Annotated in this window: 14 protein-coding genes; 11 read left to right on the top strand and 3 right to left on the bottom strand. The window is 57.5% G+C overall.

Going from position 1 to position 15,121, the window contains the following annotated elements; translation table 11 throughout:
- Nucleotides 1–22 precede the first annotated feature (22 nt).
- Nucleotides 23–1,189 (top strand): nucleotide sugar dehydrogenase, encoded by a 1,167-nt coding sequence (locus LWH48_RS00070; protein ID WP_232910790.1) that lies wholly within the window; start codon nucleotides 23–25, stop codon nucleotides 1,187–1,189.
- A 70-nt stretch (nucleotides 1,190–1,259) separates the two neighbouring features.
- Here the strand turns inward: LWH48_RS00070 and cysQ are convergent, their stop codons facing one another.
- Together cysQ and LWH48_RS00060 are read right to left on the bottom strand one after the other, a co-directional pair.
- A complete protein-coding gene (gene cysQ / locus LWH48_RS00065; protein WP_232910789.1) occupies nucleotides 1,260–2,051 on the bottom strand; it encodes a 3'(2'),5'-bisphosphate nucleotidase CysQ in 792 nt (263 codons plus the stop codon).
- Nucleotides 2,052–2,127: 76 nt separating this feature from the next.
- Entirely contained in the window at nucleotides 2,128–2,709 is a 582-nt protein-coding gene (locus tag LWH48_RS00060; protein WP_232910788.1) for an OmpW/AlkL family protein, read from the bottom strand.
- A gap of 498 nt (nucleotides 2,710–3,207) precedes the next feature.
- On the opposite strand from LWH48_RS00060, the gene LWH48_RS00055 reads away from it, so the two are divergent.
- Complete coding sequence (locus LWH48_RS00055) at nucleotides 3,208–4,317, top strand: Wzz/FepE/Etk N-terminal domain-containing protein (RefSeq protein ID WP_232910787.1); 1,110 nt, start codon at nucleotides 3,208–3,210, stop codon at nucleotides 4,315–4,317.
- Here LWH48_RS00055 and LWH48_RS00050 read toward each other — a convergent pair.
- Nucleotides 4,296–5,321: a site-specific integrase gene (locus LWH48_RS00050; RefSeq protein WP_232910786.1), complete on the bottom strand. Its 1,026-nt coding sequence runs from the start codon at nucleotides 5,319–5,321 to the stop codon at nucleotides 4,296–4,298. The genes LWH48_RS00055 and LWH48_RS00050 overlap by 22 nt on opposite strands.
- 1,278 nt (nucleotides 5,322–6,599) lie before the next feature.
- Here LWH48_RS00050 and rfbB point away from each other — a divergent pair.
- The 9 genes from rfbB to LWH48_RS18405 all read left to right on the top strand — a co-directional run bounded on the left by rfbB (nucleotide 6,600) and on the right by LWH48_RS18405 (nucleotide 14,876).
- On the top strand, nucleotides 6,600–7,661 hold the full coding sequence (gene rfbB / locus LWH48_RS00045) for a dTDP-glucose 4,6-dehydratase (protein ID WP_232910785.1): 1,062 nt from the start codon (nucleotides 6,600–6,602) through the stop codon (nucleotides 7,659–7,661).
- A 66-nt stretch (nucleotides 7,662–7,727) separates the two neighbouring features.
- Nucleotides 7,728–8,606: a glucose-1-phosphate thymidylyltransferase RfbA gene (gene rfbA, locus LWH48_RS00040; protein ID WP_232910784.1), complete on the top strand. Its 879-nt coding sequence runs from the start codon at nucleotides 7,728–7,730 to the stop codon at nucleotides 8,604–8,606.
- Nucleotides 8,603–8,995 carry a sugar 3,4-ketoisomerase gene (locus LWH48_RS00035; RefSeq protein ID WP_232910783.1) on the top strand — a complete coding sequence of 131 codons (393 nt, stop codon included), beginning with the start codon at nucleotides 8,603–8,605 and terminating at the stop codon, nucleotides 8,993–8,995. The genes rfbA and LWH48_RS00035 overlap by 4 nt, the downstream gene beginning before the upstream one ends.
- Complete coding sequence (locus tag LWH48_RS00030) at nucleotides 8,992–9,519, top strand: acyltransferase (protein WP_232910782.1); 528 nt, start codon at nucleotides 8,992–8,994, stop codon at nucleotides 9,517–9,519. Before LWH48_RS00035 ends, LWH48_RS00030 begins: the two co-directional genes overlap by 4 nt.
- A gap of 31 nt (nucleotides 9,520–9,550) precedes the next feature.
- Nucleotides 9,551–10,075, top strand: a complete 525-nt coding sequence (locus LWH48_RS00025; RefSeq protein ID WP_232910781.1) for a GNAT family N-acetyltransferase — start codon at nucleotides 9,551–9,553, stop codon at nucleotides 10,073–10,075.
- Nucleotides 10,072–11,196, top strand: a complete 1,125-nt coding sequence (locus tag LWH48_RS00020; protein WP_232910780.1) for a DegT/DnrJ/EryC1/StrS family aminotransferase — start codon at nucleotides 10,072–10,074, stop codon at nucleotides 11,194–11,196. Before LWH48_RS00025 ends, LWH48_RS00020 begins: the two co-directional genes overlap by 4 nt.
- A 3-nt stretch (nucleotides 11,197–11,199) precedes the next feature.
- Nucleotides 11,200–12,480 carry an O-antigen translocase gene (locus tag LWH48_RS00015; RefSeq protein ID WP_232910779.1) on the top strand — a complete coding sequence of 427 codons (1,281 nt, stop codon included), beginning with the start codon at nucleotides 11,200–11,202 and terminating at the stop codon, nucleotides 12,478–12,480.
- A gap of 323 nt (nucleotides 12,481–12,803) precedes the next feature.
- Nucleotides 12,804–14,483, top strand: coding sequence for an IS1634 family transposase (locus tag LWH48_RS00010; RefSeq protein ID WP_232910778.1), 1,680 nt, complete (start codon nucleotides 12,804–12,806; stop codon nucleotides 14,481–14,483).
- A gap of 114 nt (nucleotides 14,484–14,597) precedes the next feature.
- Nucleotides 14,598–14,876, top strand: a complete 279-nt coding sequence (locus LWH48_RS18405) for a transposase family protein (protein ID WP_442908281.1) — start codon at nucleotides 14,598–14,600, stop codon at nucleotides 14,874–14,876.
- Nucleotides 14,877–15,121 lie beyond the last annotated feature (245 nt).

The following is a 15,121-nucleotide window of genomic DNA, read 5'->3' as shown; positions in this document are numbered from 1 at the left end:
ACGTATACCGAAAGGAATCAACATGAAGATCGCTATCGCCGGCACCGGCTACGTCGGCCTATCCAACGCCATGCTGCTCGCCCAGCACAACCAGGTCGTGGCGCTGGATATCGTTCCCGAGAAGGTCGAGGCGCTCAACGCGGGCCGCTCGCCCATCGAGGATGCCGAGATCAGCGACTTCCTGGCCCACCGCGAGCTCGACTTCACGGCCACCCTGGACAAGCAGGCTGCCTACCGCGACGCGGATTTCGTCGTCATCGCCACGCCCACCGACTACGACCCGATGACCAACACCTTCGACACCTCCAGCGTCGAGGCGGTGATCCAGGATGTGATGGCCATCAACCCGGCGGCGGTGATGGTGATCAAGTCCACCGTGCCGGTGGGCTACACCGTGGAGGCCAGCCGGCGCTTCGGTACCCAGAACCTGCTCTTCTCGCCGGAGTTCCTGCGCGAGGGCAGGGCGCTCTACGACAACCTGCACCCGTCGCGGATCATCGTCGGCGAGCGCTCGGCTCGCGCCGAAACCTTCGCCGAGCTGCTCAAGCAGGGCGCCGAGAAGCAGGACATCCCGGTGCTCTTCACCAACAGCACCGAGGCCGAGGCAACCAAGCTCTTCGCCAATACCTATCTCGCCATGCGCGTGGCCTATTTCAACGAGCTGGATACCTACGCCGAGACCCACGGCCTCGACACCCGTCAGATCATCGAAGGCGTAGGCCTGGACCCGCGCATCGGCAAGCACTACAACAATCCCAGTTTCGGCTACGGCGGCTATTGCCTGCCCAAGGACACCAAGCAGCTGCTGGCCAACTACCAGGATGTGCCGAGCAACATGATCCAGGCGGTGGTGGATGCCAACCGTACTCGCAAGGACTTCATCGCCGAGCAGGTGTTGGCGCGCAAGCCAAGGGTGGTGGGCATCTACCGACTGATCATGAAGACCGGCTCCGACAACTTCCGGGCCAGCGCCATGCAGGGGGTGATGAAGCGCATCAAGGCCAAGGGCATCGAGGTGATCGTCTATGAGCCGGTGCTGGAGGAGGAGACCTTCTACGGCTCCCGCGTGCTGCGCGACTTCGCCGCCTTCAAGGCCGAGGCCGATGTGATCCTGAGCAACCGCATGGCTGAAGAACTCGCCGATGTGGCAGACAAGGTGTACACGCGGGATCTGTTCGGCAGCGACTGAATATGCCTGATCATTGATCCTGACGACCCAGCCCGGCCATGTGCCGGGCTGGGTGCTTTCCGGGCTTGGATCAGTCGCTGTGGCCCCACACCACGAAATAGGGATTGAGCTTCTCGGCGGGGGTGGCGTAGGAAAGCACCTCCCCCTCCAGGGTCTCCACCCGGCCGCCTGCCTGCTCCACCACCGCCTGGGCGGCACCGGTGTCCCAAAGGCAGGTCGGGCCGAGGCGGGGGTAGACGTCGGCTTCACCTTCGGCGATCAGGCACAGCTTCAGCGAGCTGCCCACGGGCACCATATCGTGGCTGCCCAGCTTCTCCAGCCACTCGGCCAGGTCGGGGCTCGGGTGTGAGCGGCTGCCCACCACGCGCCAGGTGGTGCCTTCGGCGGGCTTGCCGGCCACATGGATCGGCTGACGCTCGCCGCTCTTCTCTTTACCCCAGTCGACCTTGAACGCCCCTACATCCTTGGCGGCAAGATAAGACACTTCCAGCGACGGGGCCACCACCACCCCCAGTACCGGCTTGCCGCTCTCGATCAGGGCGATATTGACGGTGAACTCGCCATTGCGCTTGATGAACTCCTTGGTGCCATCCAGCGGATCCACCAGCCAGTAGCGGCCGTCGGCATCGGCACCGGAGAAGCTCCCGACGTCTTCCTCGGAGAGCACCGGGATGCCCTGAGGCAGTGCCTGCAGGCCCGCCATGATGACCCTGTGGGCGGCCATGTCCGCCTCGGTCAGCGGACTCTTGTCGTCCTTCTCCTCGATGTAAAAGTCGCGTGCGTAGACGGCCATGATGGCATCACCCGCCTGCAGGGCGATGCGCTCGACCTTGGTGAGCAGTTCAGAAAGATTCAACGTCATGGGAGTTCCGTAACAGCGAAAAACGCCGGACCCCGTGAGGGCCCGGCGCTGTCTAGTTTCTATGCGTGAGTGCCGCTTAGAAGCGGTAGGTGACACCCGCGCCGACGGTCAGCGGGTCGAGGCGCACGTCGTCGACGGTCTGGCCGGCCTGCTCGAACTCGGCGTCCACCTCGGTGTAGCGGGCGAAGCCGGTGGCGCTGAGGTTGTCAGTGATGGTCAGGTCCATGCCCAGCTGGCCGGCAAAGCCATAGCTGTCATCCACGTCCATGTCGGCGCCGCTCACGCTGGAGAAGCGGGTGTAGTTCACGCCCACACCGATGAACGGCTGCACTCGTGCGGCCTCGACACCACCCAGCGGGTAGTACTGCAGCAGCAGGTTGGCCGGCATGCGATCGAGCTCGCCGGCCTGGCCGGTCTCGAGCTGGTAGTCGTGCTCCACGTCCTCACCGATGCCCAGTTCCACGCCCAGCTTGTCGTGGAAGAGGTAACCACCGGCCAGACCGAAGGCGTTCTCCTTGGAGAGCTCGTCACCGTTGACGTCGGACTTCTCGAACTCGCCGCGCACGTACACATCACCCGCCTGGTAGGCCATGGCCTGACCAGCAGCCAGCGTCAGCGACAGGGCAGCGGTAGCAGCAATTACGGAATTGAAGCGCATGATGTCATCTCCTTTGGGGTGATCCATCCTGGATGTTCAACGACAGTTTACGATAGTCGAACACTGTTTTCAAATCCTTCCACACCAGTCCATCGCAGCCTAGGCGGAGCATCTGCCGTTTGCACCGTTGTCGAAGGTTATGGTGATTTTGTAGGAGGGCGGCTCCGCCGCGCGAATGGCGCCGCCAGTCGCCCCAGAGGAATTACTCAGCTAACTGGCATCACCAGGGAGGCCTTCGGCCTCCTTCGCCCGGGGAACCCAGCCTCACACAATTCCGCTTGGCCGCTCGCCCCCGTCCCAACTCACCAACAAGCGCGCTTAGCTCTTGGCAACTGAGCATGATTCAGTTGGCTTAGGCCATGGTCACATGGGAGGGTTCTCGATAGAATGCCGGCTAAGAACTCGGGCAACCGAGCTACCGCCAGGGGAGTCGCTAAAGCGACTCCCCTGGCGGTAGCGTGGCCGAACGCCGAATAACCCCAGAAAGGATACCAGTGAATGACCACTCCTGACCTGCCACCAGAGGCCTATAACGACGAGATCGACCTGCGCGATCTGGCACTGATGCTGATCGAAGGCTGGTACTGGATCCTCGGCACCATCGTGGTGGCCGTGGTCGCGGCATTTGCTTACCTGGCGGTGACTACTCCCAGCTATGAAACTCGCTTCAGGGCGGTGCCGGCTCCCAGCGCGAACTTTTCCGGGTTCAGCCTGCTCAATGGGTTTTCGATCTCACCGGGGGAGGCCTACCGTACCCTGGGTAATCGCCTGACCAGCTATCAGAATTTCGAGGCCTTCGTCGAACAGAATCGCGACATGTTCGTTCTTGGCGAAGATGCCAACCTCAGCAGAGTGTTCAGCGGGCGACTAAGTGTCGACGGGCTGACCGCCGACAAGGATGGAGACCTGGTACTGGATCTGACCTACCGCTACCCGGAAGGTGAGCAAGGGGCAGAGGTGCTGAACGCTTATGTACATAGCACTGCTGAAGAAGTTTGGAGCACGCTTCGTAATCGCTTCGATGACTACAACCGAGCCCAATTGGCCCGTCTTCAGACCGACCTTGAGTTGCAGAAGGAGTCCCTTCAAAGCGCCCGCGAAGACCGACTTTTCGCTTTGGAGCAGGCAATCACGGTAGCGAGGCGACTGGAGATCGAGAAGCCGACAACGCCGCAGCAGTTCGGCCGCCAGCCCACTGGTAGCGAAGTGATCTATGCCAATATCAGTGGCGATGGCTCCCTGCCACTTTACTTCATGGGCTACCAGGCGCTGGAAGCGGACCGCGATACCTTGCGTGACGCTATCGACCAGGGGCTGAGCAACGGTGAGATTCGCTCCACCGAGCAGCAGCTGGAGCAACGCCAGCGCATCGCTACCTTGCTAGACAGTGGCCGTCTGTACGGTATCGACGAAGGAGTCGAGCCCAACCACACCGAGCGCGTGGTCGATGTGGTCGAGTACGCCTTCCCGCCGGCTGGCCCCAGCGAGCCCCGCAAGGCGCTGATCCTCGCGCTCTCCCTGGTGTTGGGTGGCATGCTCGGTGTGATGCTGGTGTTCCTGGCGCGGTTTGCGGGGAGTCTGAAGAGCTACCGGCAGCGCCAGGCGTAGACTCGAGGCTCCTTCACGCCGCCATAGAAGTCACCGGCGTGGTCTTCGAAGGCATCGCTACGCCGGATATAGCGCTCGAAGGTGCTCTGCGAACGGTGACCGCTGACGCGCTTGATATCCACCGCGGCCTTGCCGCGACGATGCGCCTCGGTAATGAAGCCGGCCCGAAAGCTGTGTGGTGAGAAGCCGCGATCGGCCATGCCGGCGGCTTCCAGATGGTGGGCCAAGCGCTGGGCCACCACACAGCCGGTCAACCGCCCAGCCCCGAGCTTCCCGCTCAGGCTGATGCTGCGAAACACCGCCCCACGCCGGATGCCCGAGGCCGCCAACCAGGCTTCCAGCAGCCGCACGGGACAGTACGAGAAGGATGCTGGAGCGCGGAGGATCGCCTTGGTCTCTTCAGCCCCCTCCTGATTGGTCTTGCTGCGCCGCAGGCCCACCAGGACGCCGCGGGCCTCCCACTGGATATCCTCCAGGTAGAGTGCCACCACCTCGCTGCGTCGAAAGGCACCGTGGAAGCACATCGCGAAGAGGGCGCTGTCGCGTTTGCCACGCAGGCTTGAGCGGTCGATGTGATCCAGCAGGCGATGCAGGTCCTCAAGCAACAGTGGCGCCTCCTTCTGCCGGGTACCAGCCGAGCGACGGATGCCACGCATCACGGCGCGCACCGGCATGCTCCTCACCGGCGAGGGCAGGTTCATGTAGCGATGCCACATGTGCAGGGAGTTGAGGTAGCGCTCGAGGGTGGCGGGCTTCTTGCCCAGTGCGCGCTGATCCGCGATGAAGTTGGCGATATCGAACTCATCTGCCGGCAGCAGGCCACCCGCACGCTGGTAGACGCGCAGGTCGGCCCGCATGCCGCGGATGGTGTTCTTCGACACGCTGTTGGCAATATGCCGGCGAGCCCGGGCCGAGAGCCGCTTCACCACCTGGGGCAGGCGTTCGAACTCTACTACCGCCTCATCGGATTGGATGAGCTCGCCGGGTCGGCTATCACGGGTCATGGGACACCCCGCTCTTGTCAGGCTGGGCTATACTGGATAAATAGCCAGTATAGCCGTCGCGAGGATAACCGCCATGGCCAAGCACCACGACACAGGTTACAAGGAGTTGTTCACTCATCCTGAGTTCGTGCACAGGCCGATCCCAACAAACAGCGCATCGACGAGATGTTGACATCGACGAGTTTGAGCGATTGGCTCGGGAAGCGATCAGCTATTTCGTTGGCGACGAAAACCGTATATTGGGCAACCTGAAAGTAGTACTTGACGAATATCACCATTGTGGGGGGGAGTCATGACGCTTTCCTTTACACGCAAACGGCTGTATCGGGTCGGCTCGCGCCCTCTCGAGTATGCTGTCGATGACGTGAGGCGGCTAGCCGAGGCTGTCTGGTATCTCGGATATCGCCCGACGCAACCCGAACTGGAATGGCTGCGTAGCGTGATGCCACGTGAGGCATTTCAGCGTACGCTTTGCGTGTTAGAACTGCTTAGTCAGTATCCAGTGTGTCGCCGAGATACCGCACAACATCTGCAACAGCTTACTCGGTATTTCCATGAACAACTGCTGGGAAGCTATGCCCTCCCCAACCAAGGGCGATATTCTCCCAGCAGACGGTGGGGGCTGAACGAAACGGTCGCGCCACTACGTAAAGCATTGCTTCCTTTGCAGACGCGAACATACGCTGATGCAACTGGTCATCGTCATGGGTTGAGTGCCTAATACTGCCTTTCGACCTTTCCGGCAGCAACAACCTCCGTCTTATCGCTAATATATATGAAAATCAGTAGGTTGGCGAAGCCGCCCAAAACGTGAAATCGCATTTTCGGCACTTTTACCGCTGAATTCGTGAAACGCGATTTTCGGAAAAAATGCCGTTTTTGGCTTCCAAACGGCCGGCAGGGAAGGGCAGCAAAACGGCAAAATTTCCGGCCAAGCGGCAATATTGCCGCCGAATTCACGAAATGGCGTTTCCGGAAAAAATGCCGGTTTTTGCTAGCGAGCTAACGAAATTTAGCCGCAAAAAGTTGCCAGCACACCATCTTGCAAGTTCAACTTCCCACGGTGTTCAGCAAACTTTCAGAGGGCCGGTTCACTCTTCGCTGAGAGCACCATGCCCTCACCGCGCCGGGTCAGACTCCCGGCGGCGAGCACTATGAGTGCTGTAGCCATCCAGTATATGAATATTTCAATGGCAGGGTCTGACCCAAGCGGTCCACTGTGGCTTCAACGGGCCACCCCTTGCTTCATGACTCCTCGACTCTTGTAGCGCTTATCCCATGAAACTCCTCATCACCGGCGGCGCGGGCTTTATCGGCTCGGCCGTGATTCGTCATATCATCCGCCACACCGCCGATAGGGTCGTCAACGTCGACAAGCTCACCTATGCCGGCAACCTGGAGTCACTGGCGGAAGTGGCCGACAGCGACCGCTACGCCTTCGAGCAGGTCGATATCTGCGACCGCGCCGAGGTGGAGCGCGTTTTTCGCGAGCATCAGCCGGATGCGGTGATGCACTTGGCCGCCGAGAGCCACGTGGATCGCTCCATCGATGGCCCGGCGGAGTTCATCCAGACCAATATCGTGGGCACCTATACGCTGCTGGAAGTGGCCCGTGCCTATTGGAACGGCCTGGATGCCGAGCGTCGCGACGCCTTCCGCTTCCACCATATCTCCACCGATGAGGTATATGGCGACCTGGAAGGGCCCGAGGGGCTCTTCACCGAAGAGACCTCCTACGCCCCCAGCTCTCCCTACTCGGCCAGTAAGGCCAGCTCGGATCATCTGGTGCGCGCCTGGCAGCGCACCTACGGGCTGCCGACGCTGATCACCAACTGCTCTAACAACTACGGCCCGTATCATTTCCCCGAGAAGCTGATCCCGCTGATGATCCTCAACGCCCTGGAAGGCAAGGCGCTGCCGGTCTATGGCAAGGGCGAGCAGATCCGCGACTGGCTCTACGTGGAAGACCACGCCCGCGCCCTCTACAAGGTGGTGACGGAAGGGGAGGTTGGGGAGACCTACAATATCGGCGGCCATAACGAGAAGCAGAACATCGAGGTGGTGAACACCATCTGCGCGCTGCTGGATGAGCTGGCCCCATCGCGGCACTCCCCCTATGCCAACCTGATCACCTACGTGGCAGACCGCCCCGGTCACGACCTGCGCTACGCCATCGACGCCGACAAGATCGAGCGTGAGCTCGGCTGGCGTCCGGAAGAGACCTTCGAGTCCGGCATCCGCAAGACGGTACAGTGGTACCTGGAAAACCAGGAGTGGAGCCGTCGGGTGCAGGATGGCAGCTACCAGCGCGAGAGGCTGGGCATCACCACTCACATGTAGGAGCGCAGATCCTGCGCGATCCATCGCCAAGCGTTGGCGAGACACAGAACACTGAAAGGAATCACTATGGCACGCAAAGGCATCATCCTCGCCGGTGGCTCCGGCACTCGGCTCTACCCCATCACCATGGGTGTCTCTAAGCAGCTGCTGCCGATCTACGACAAGCCGATGATCTACTACCCGCTCTCCGTGCTGATGCTGGCCGGCATTCGCGAGGTGCTGATCATCTCCACCCCCGAAGACCTGCCCAACTTTGAAAAACTGCTGGGCGACGGCAGCAACTTCGGCATCGAGCTCAGCTATGCCGAGCAGCCCAGCCCCGATGGTCTGGCCCAGGCCTTCATCATCGGCGAGGAGTTTATCGGCGGCGACAGCGTCTGCCTGGTGCTGGGCGATAATATCTTCTACGGCCAGGGGTTCTCACCCAAGCTTAAGGAAGCCTCGTCACGTGCCAGTGGAGCCACGGTATTCGGCTACCAGGTGAAGGACCCGGAACGATTCGGCGTGGTCGAGTTCGATGCCAGCAAGCGTGCCATCTCCATCGAGGAGAAGCCGGCCAAGCCCAAGTCCCACTACGCAGTCACCGGCCTCTACTTCTACGACAACGACGTGATCAAGATCGCCAAGCGCGTAGAGCCGTCGCACCGCGGCGAGTTGGAGATCACCAGCGTCAACCAGGCTTATCTTGAACGCGGCGACTTGAACGTAGAGCTGCTGGGCCGTGGCTTTGCCTGGCTGGATACCGGCACCCATGAAAGCCTGCTGGAAGCGAGTAGCTTCGTGCAGACCATTGAGCATCGCCAAGGGTTGAAAGTGGCTTGTCTGGAAGAGATCGCCTTCAACAATGGCTGGCTCGGTAAGGAAGCGTTAAAAGAGCAGGGACAGGCATTAAGTAAAAATGGCTATGGTCAGTACCTGCTCAGGCTGGCGGGGGAGCAAGTATGAGCATTACCGAGCATCGTATACTGGGTGACCACCGTGGTCAGCTGGTTGCCATTGAAGGCCAGCAAGATGTTCCTTTCGAGGTGAAGCGCGTTTTTTACATCTACGGTACGCAGCCAGGCGTGCCGCGAGGCCAGCACTCACATCACCAAACTCGACAGTATCTAATTGCGGTGAATGGCTCCTGTAAAGTCACGCTGGATGACGGCAAACAGACAATCACCTATGACTTGAACCAGCCCAATATCGGTTTACTTCAGGATGCATTGGTATGGGGAACAATGCACGACTTCACCGCCGACTGCGTGTTGCTAGTACTGGCCAGCGAACACTATGACGAAGCCGACTATATTCGTGATTATGACGACTTCCTTAAGGTGGTGGGTGTATGAGCTTTATTCATCCTCTGGCAGATGTGGCCACTTCATCCATTGGCGAAGGCACACGGGTTTGGCAGTTTGTCGTAATCCTGAAGGGCGCTAAGATCGGTAAAGAGTGTAATATTTGTGCTCAAACCTTGATCGAAGGGGATGTCGTTATTGGCGACAGGGTGACACTGAAATCGGGTGTGCAACTGTGGGAGGGCACGCGCATTGAGGACGATGTATTCATTGGCCCCAATGTTACCTTTACCAATGATCCTTACCCCCGCTCCAAAGAGTATCCTGAACAGTTCTCAGGCATCACGATCAAGCGCAACGCCAGCATAGGCGCCAACGCGACCCTTCTGCCCGGCATCACCATAGGTGAATACGCCATGATAGGCGCAGGCGCTGTAGTCACCAAGGATGTACCTGCACACGCTGTTGTGGTGGGTAATCCCGCGAAAATTTTACGCTACGAAAAATTGAACACTGGTGGGGGAGCAAGTATGCAGCAGAATACTGACGACACGACACGACACGACACGACCTGAGTAACAGTTTTCATGCTGTGAGGCTAGCAGCATGATCAAACTGGAAGGAAAAAATATAAGATTACGTTTAGTAGAAGAGAAAGATGCAGATTTTATTCTCACACTTCGATTAGACAATCGATATAACGCATTCTTGTCTTCAGTAAGCCCTGATGTTGAAGCTCAAAAAAATTGGATTAGAAAATATAAAGATGATGAGAAAAAGGGCATCCAATATTACTTCATCATTGAACGTTTAGATGGCACGCCATGTGGTACTGTTCGGATCTATGATATTCGCAATGATTCGTTCTGTTGGGGTAGTTGGATCTTAAACGAAAACAAAACACGCTATGCTGCTTTAGAAAGCGCGTTCTTGGTTTATGATTTTGGTTTTAAAAAGTTGGGTTTTAAAAAGTCACACTTTGATGTCATGAAAGGTAACAAAGGTGTCATCAATTTCCATGCTCGAATGGGCGCTGTTAAAAACAACGAAGATGAAGTCAACGAGTATTTTGAAATAACAGAAGAAGCTGTTAAAGCTGCAAAAGAAAAATTGGCAGATAAATTTACATGACAATTCCGTTTCTTGACCTAAAAGCAATCAACGCCCAATATCGCCAGGACTTGATTGATGCCGCTACCCGTGTAATCGACTCCGGCTGGTACATACAAGGTACAGAGCTGAAAGCGTTTGAGTCAGAATTTGCGGCCTACTGCGGCACCCAGCATTGTATCGGTGTAGCAAACGGCTTGGACGCATTGACACTGACACTGCGTGCCTGGAAAGAGCTTGGAAAACTCAAGGAAGGCGATGAAGTTATCGTCCCTGCCAATACCTATATTGCCAGTATCCTTGCGATCACTGAAAACCGACTGAAGCCGATTCTGGTTGAGCCAGACGAGCACACCTACAACCTTTGCCCGATTAAAACAACCGCTGCCATTACCCACAACACCAAAGCCATCCTCGCAGTTCACTTGTACGGTCAGTTGGCCCCCATGCCTGAATTGATGGCATTGGCAGATGAACATGGATTATTGGTACTGGAAGATTCTGCTCAGGCGCACGGGGCTGCGATCAACAGTAAAAAGGCGGGCAGCTGGGGTCACGCATCGGGTTTCAGTTTCTACCCCGGTAAAAACCTCGGTGCGCTGGGTGACGCTGGTGCTGTCGCTACCAATGATGATGAACTGGCGAGTACTATTCGCGCTTTGGGCAACTACGGTAGCCACAAAAAATATGAAAACCTCTATCAGGGTGTCAACAGTCGCCTGGATGAGATGCAAGCAGCCATGCTGCGGGTGAAGCTACAGCACCTTGATACAGAAACCCAGCGGCGCAAAGAGATTGCACTGGCCTATGCCAAAGGCATCATGCATCCCGTACTGTCACAGCCAATTCAGGCAAATAGCACACTGGAGTCATTGGAAAATCACGTATTTCATCTCTATGTGATCCGCACAGCAGAACGCGAAGCTTTGCAGGCACACTTGGCTAATGCCGGTGTCCAAACACTGATCCACTACCCGATCCCTCCGCATCAGCAGCAGGCCTACGCGCAGTGGGACGAGCAATCTTACCCGCTGACAGAAGCCATTCATCAGGAAGTCCTGAGTCTGCCGATAAGCCCCGTGATGACCGATGAGCAAGTACATGCAGTTATTGTCGCCTGTAATCACTTTGAGATGCGTTGACGCATGACACTGATCAAAACCAGCTTGCTGAACGGCATTGCTGTCGTGATCAAAATGCTGACTTTGCTGGGCCTGAACAAAATACTGGCTATCTATGTCGGCCCAGCAGGTTATGCAGCGTTAGGGCAGTTCCAAAACGCCGTACAGATGATCACAACATTGGCCAGTGGCGCGATCAATACAGGTGTGACAAAGTACACGGCTGAGTACCACAATGACGAAGCCCGGCAACATGCCGTTTGGCGAACAGCCGGAACTATCTCGCTGATCGGCTCTGTACTAGTAGGGATTGGCGTAATTGTATTCAACAAACCCTTGGCAGGCTGGTTTCTAAAGGATGAAAGCCTTGGCAGCGTTTTTGTGTGGTTTGCGGCAACACTGGTGCTGTTCGTGTTCAACACCCTCTTACTTGCTATCCTTAATGGAAAGAAAGAGATACAACGTTATGTAACCGCCAATATTGCCGGTAGTCTCTTTGCACTGGTGGTAACTACCCTCATGGCGATCCAGTTGGGTCTGTACGGCGCACTGGTTGCTCTGGCAATATACCAGTCACTTACCTTCTTTGTTACCCTGACGCTCACCTACAAAGCCAGCTGGTTCAATCTGCGCTACCTGCTCGGTGGTATCGACAAGCAGTCTGCCAAGGGCTTGGCAAAATTCACCGCAATGGCGCTCACAAGCGCCGCCTGTGTACCCCTCAGTCATATCCTAATCCGCAACCATCTAGGCGAAACACTTGGTTGGGAGGCTGCAGGCTACTGGGAAGCTATGTGGCGACTTAGTGCAGCTTATCTGATGCTGGTAACAACGACATTGAGTGTTTATTATCTGCCAAGGCTTTCGGAGCTTCAAGACCCAGCCGATATTAAAAAAGAAATTTTGCAAGGCTACAGGGTTATACTGCCTGTGGCGGCATCCTGTGGCTTTATTATCTACCTCTTGCGAGATTTTGTGATCAGAATACTGTTCACTTCCGAGTTTATCCAGATGGAGGCTTTGTTTGGCTGGCAAATGGTAGGTGATACATTAAAGATCGGGAGTTGGATATTGGCTTACTTGTTGTTAAGTAAAGCCATGACAAAGTTATTTATCTTGACCGAAATAACTTTTGCCATATTTTTTTACGGGCTAACTTATCACTTTGTAAACATTTGGGGATTGCAGGGTGTTGCTATTGCACATTCTGTGAACTATCTTTTTTATTGGGCCGTCATGGCAATTATTGTTATTAGTTATTTAATGTCCTGGCGTTCTGGTTTTCTAAGTTTTTTATGGCGTTAATGCTGGTGCTCATGGAAAGTTCAGAGATGGTGTTTTCCTGATACATTTCGGCTCTTCGTCGTTGGATGTGGAATTCGCCGCCTGAGCTGGGCCAGGATATGACCTCCACGACGACAGGGGGGCATGACGTGGACGGGCACCCAGATTCTGACCCTCGGCCTGGGCCTCCCGAGTTCGACACTTCCAGCCCGATTTTGGCCTGTAATCGGCACCCATGGTCTGAGAATTCAGTGACTTAGCCATTTCTGGCCGAATTCTCTGTAGTGACACGTTTTTCTCTTGGTGCCTTGCCAGTCATGGGTTGACCGGTCTATCGTGGTGACATGTTCGTCAAAGTCACCAAATCCGGCCCACGCCGCTACGTGAAGCTCGTCGAGTCCTATCGCGACGAGGCCGGCAAACCGCGCCAACGTGTGATCGCGACGCTGGGACGCCTGGAAGCCGTCACGGCCGGGGAATCCAGCGCGCTGATCAATGGCCTGCTGCGCGTCACCGGCCAGCCCACACTCGAGGAAGGCACCGGTGAGACTGACTTCGCGCCGGCACGATCCGTTGGCGATACCTGGCTGCTGACGTCACTTTGGAAAGAGCTCGGCCTGGATGACGCCTTCCGGCGTGTCTTGCGTAGCAAGCGCCAGTTCGATGCCGAGCGGCTGCTGCGGGTCATGGTGTTCAATCGTCTATGTGATCCGGAATCCAAGCTCGGGGTGCTGCGCTGGCTGGAAGATGTACTGGTGCCCGACGTCGACACGGTCTCGATCAGTCACCAGCATCTGCTGCGCACCATGGATACCCTGTCGGACTGCAGCGAAGCCCTCAATGACGTCCTGGCACAGCAGCTCAAGCCACTGATCGACCAGGAACTCTCGATCGTCTTCTACGACCTCACCACGATCCGGGCAGAAGGTAGTACCTCGCTCAACGGTGATGTTCGTCACTACGGTCCCTCGAAGGAGGGCGGAATCGCCCGCCAGTTCATGCTCGGTGTCGTACAGACGGCGGAAGGCTTACCCATTCACCACGAAGTCTTCGATGGCAATGTCGCGGAAACCCGCACGTTGCTGCCGACCATCGAGACGGTGGTCAAGCGTTTCAACGTGCGGCGAGTCGTGTTGGTCGCCGACCGTGGCCTGCTCTCCCTGGACAATCTGGCCGCCCTATCCGCCGTGCGTATCGAAGATCGCCCTCTGGAATTCATCCTGGCGGTGCCGGGACGCCGTTATGGCGAGTTCGATGCGCTGCTGAAGGCGTTTCATCAGACGCATTGCCAGGACGCCGAACGTGAAGCCTACGGCGAGATGGCATGGCAGGATCATCGGCTGATCGTGGCGCACCGGCCGGAGGTCGCCAAGGCGCAGACGGCGGCACACGATCAGAAGATCGAGGCGCTGCAGGCCGATGCGCGCCAGTGGTTCGAAAAGCTGGACAACCAGGATGCCGGGCGTCGCTATCGCGGCAGAAAGCTCTCCGATGCCGGCGTCACCGCCAGGTTCTACAAGGCCGTCACCGACGCTCACCTCGGGCATATCTTGAAGGTCGATCTGACCGCCGAGACGTTCAACTATGTCCTGGATCAGCGGGCGCTCGATCGCGCCAGGATGATGGACGGCAAGCTGCTGCTGGTCACCAACATGGCCGACCACGACCCGCAGGAGATCGTAGAGCGCTACCGTGCGCTGGCAGACATCGAGCGCGGCTTCCGGGTGCTGAAGAGCGACATCGAGATCGCGCCGGTCTACCACCGGCTGCCGGATCGTATCCGCGCCCATGCGCTGATCTGCTTCCTCGCGCTGGTGCTTTACCGAGTGCTCCGGATGCGGTTGAAGACCAGCGATCACCCACTGTTACCGACGCGGGCACTGGAGATTGCCCGCAAGATCCAGTTCCACCAGGTCCTGCTTCACCGTCGCGAGACGGCGAGCGGCCTGACCAAATTGAAGCCTGAACAACGCGATCTCTTCGAAGCCATTGGCCTGCCGGCACCGACTACATCTCGCTTGTAGTGCCAATTTTGAAAACGCGTTTCCAGGATAATCAATAGTTTACGCTTCTATCTGTCGAACTCGGGGGGCCTGGAAGCGCCCTGGATCCTCAAGGACCAGCACCTGGATACCTCCGTGTCACCCCATCGCCTGGACCTCTACGTCGAGGCCGAGCGCCCCTGTCCTGAGTGCGGCAAGGCCTGCCCGGCTCACGATTTCTTCGCCGACAAGACCTGGCGGCATCTGAACTTCTTCCAGCACCACTGCTACCTGCACGTCCGCGTGCCCCGCGCCAAGTGCCCGGAGCATGGCGTCAAGCGCATCGAGGTGCCCTGGGCCCGGCCAGGCAGCGTGTTCGAGCAAGCCGCCATGTCGCTGGTCAAGGAGATGCCGGTACTGGCCGTCTCCCGGTAGCTGGAGATCTCCGACAAGCGGCTGTGGCGCATCGTGCACCACTACGTCGGCCGGATGCTGGGGGAGCTAGACCTGAGCAATGTGGCCACCGTCGGTGTCGATGAAACCGCTTCCCAGCCAGGGAAAACGCATGAAAAACCGCTCTACGACGGGCTTCGTAGCGCTTTACCAGTAGGAGCTAATGTGGTCATCTAACGGCTTTTGCTCATGGATGACCCGATGCTTACACCGTCCCTTATGCACCA

This window comes from Halomonas sp. G15 (assembly GCF_021282295.1).
Lineage (GTDB): Bacteria > Pseudomonadota > Gammaproteobacteria > Pseudomonadales > Halomonadaceae > Halomonas > Halomonas alimentaria.
The sequence above is the reverse complement of the archived record's forward strand: the minus strand, read 5'-3'. Positions and strand labels throughout refer to the sequence as shown.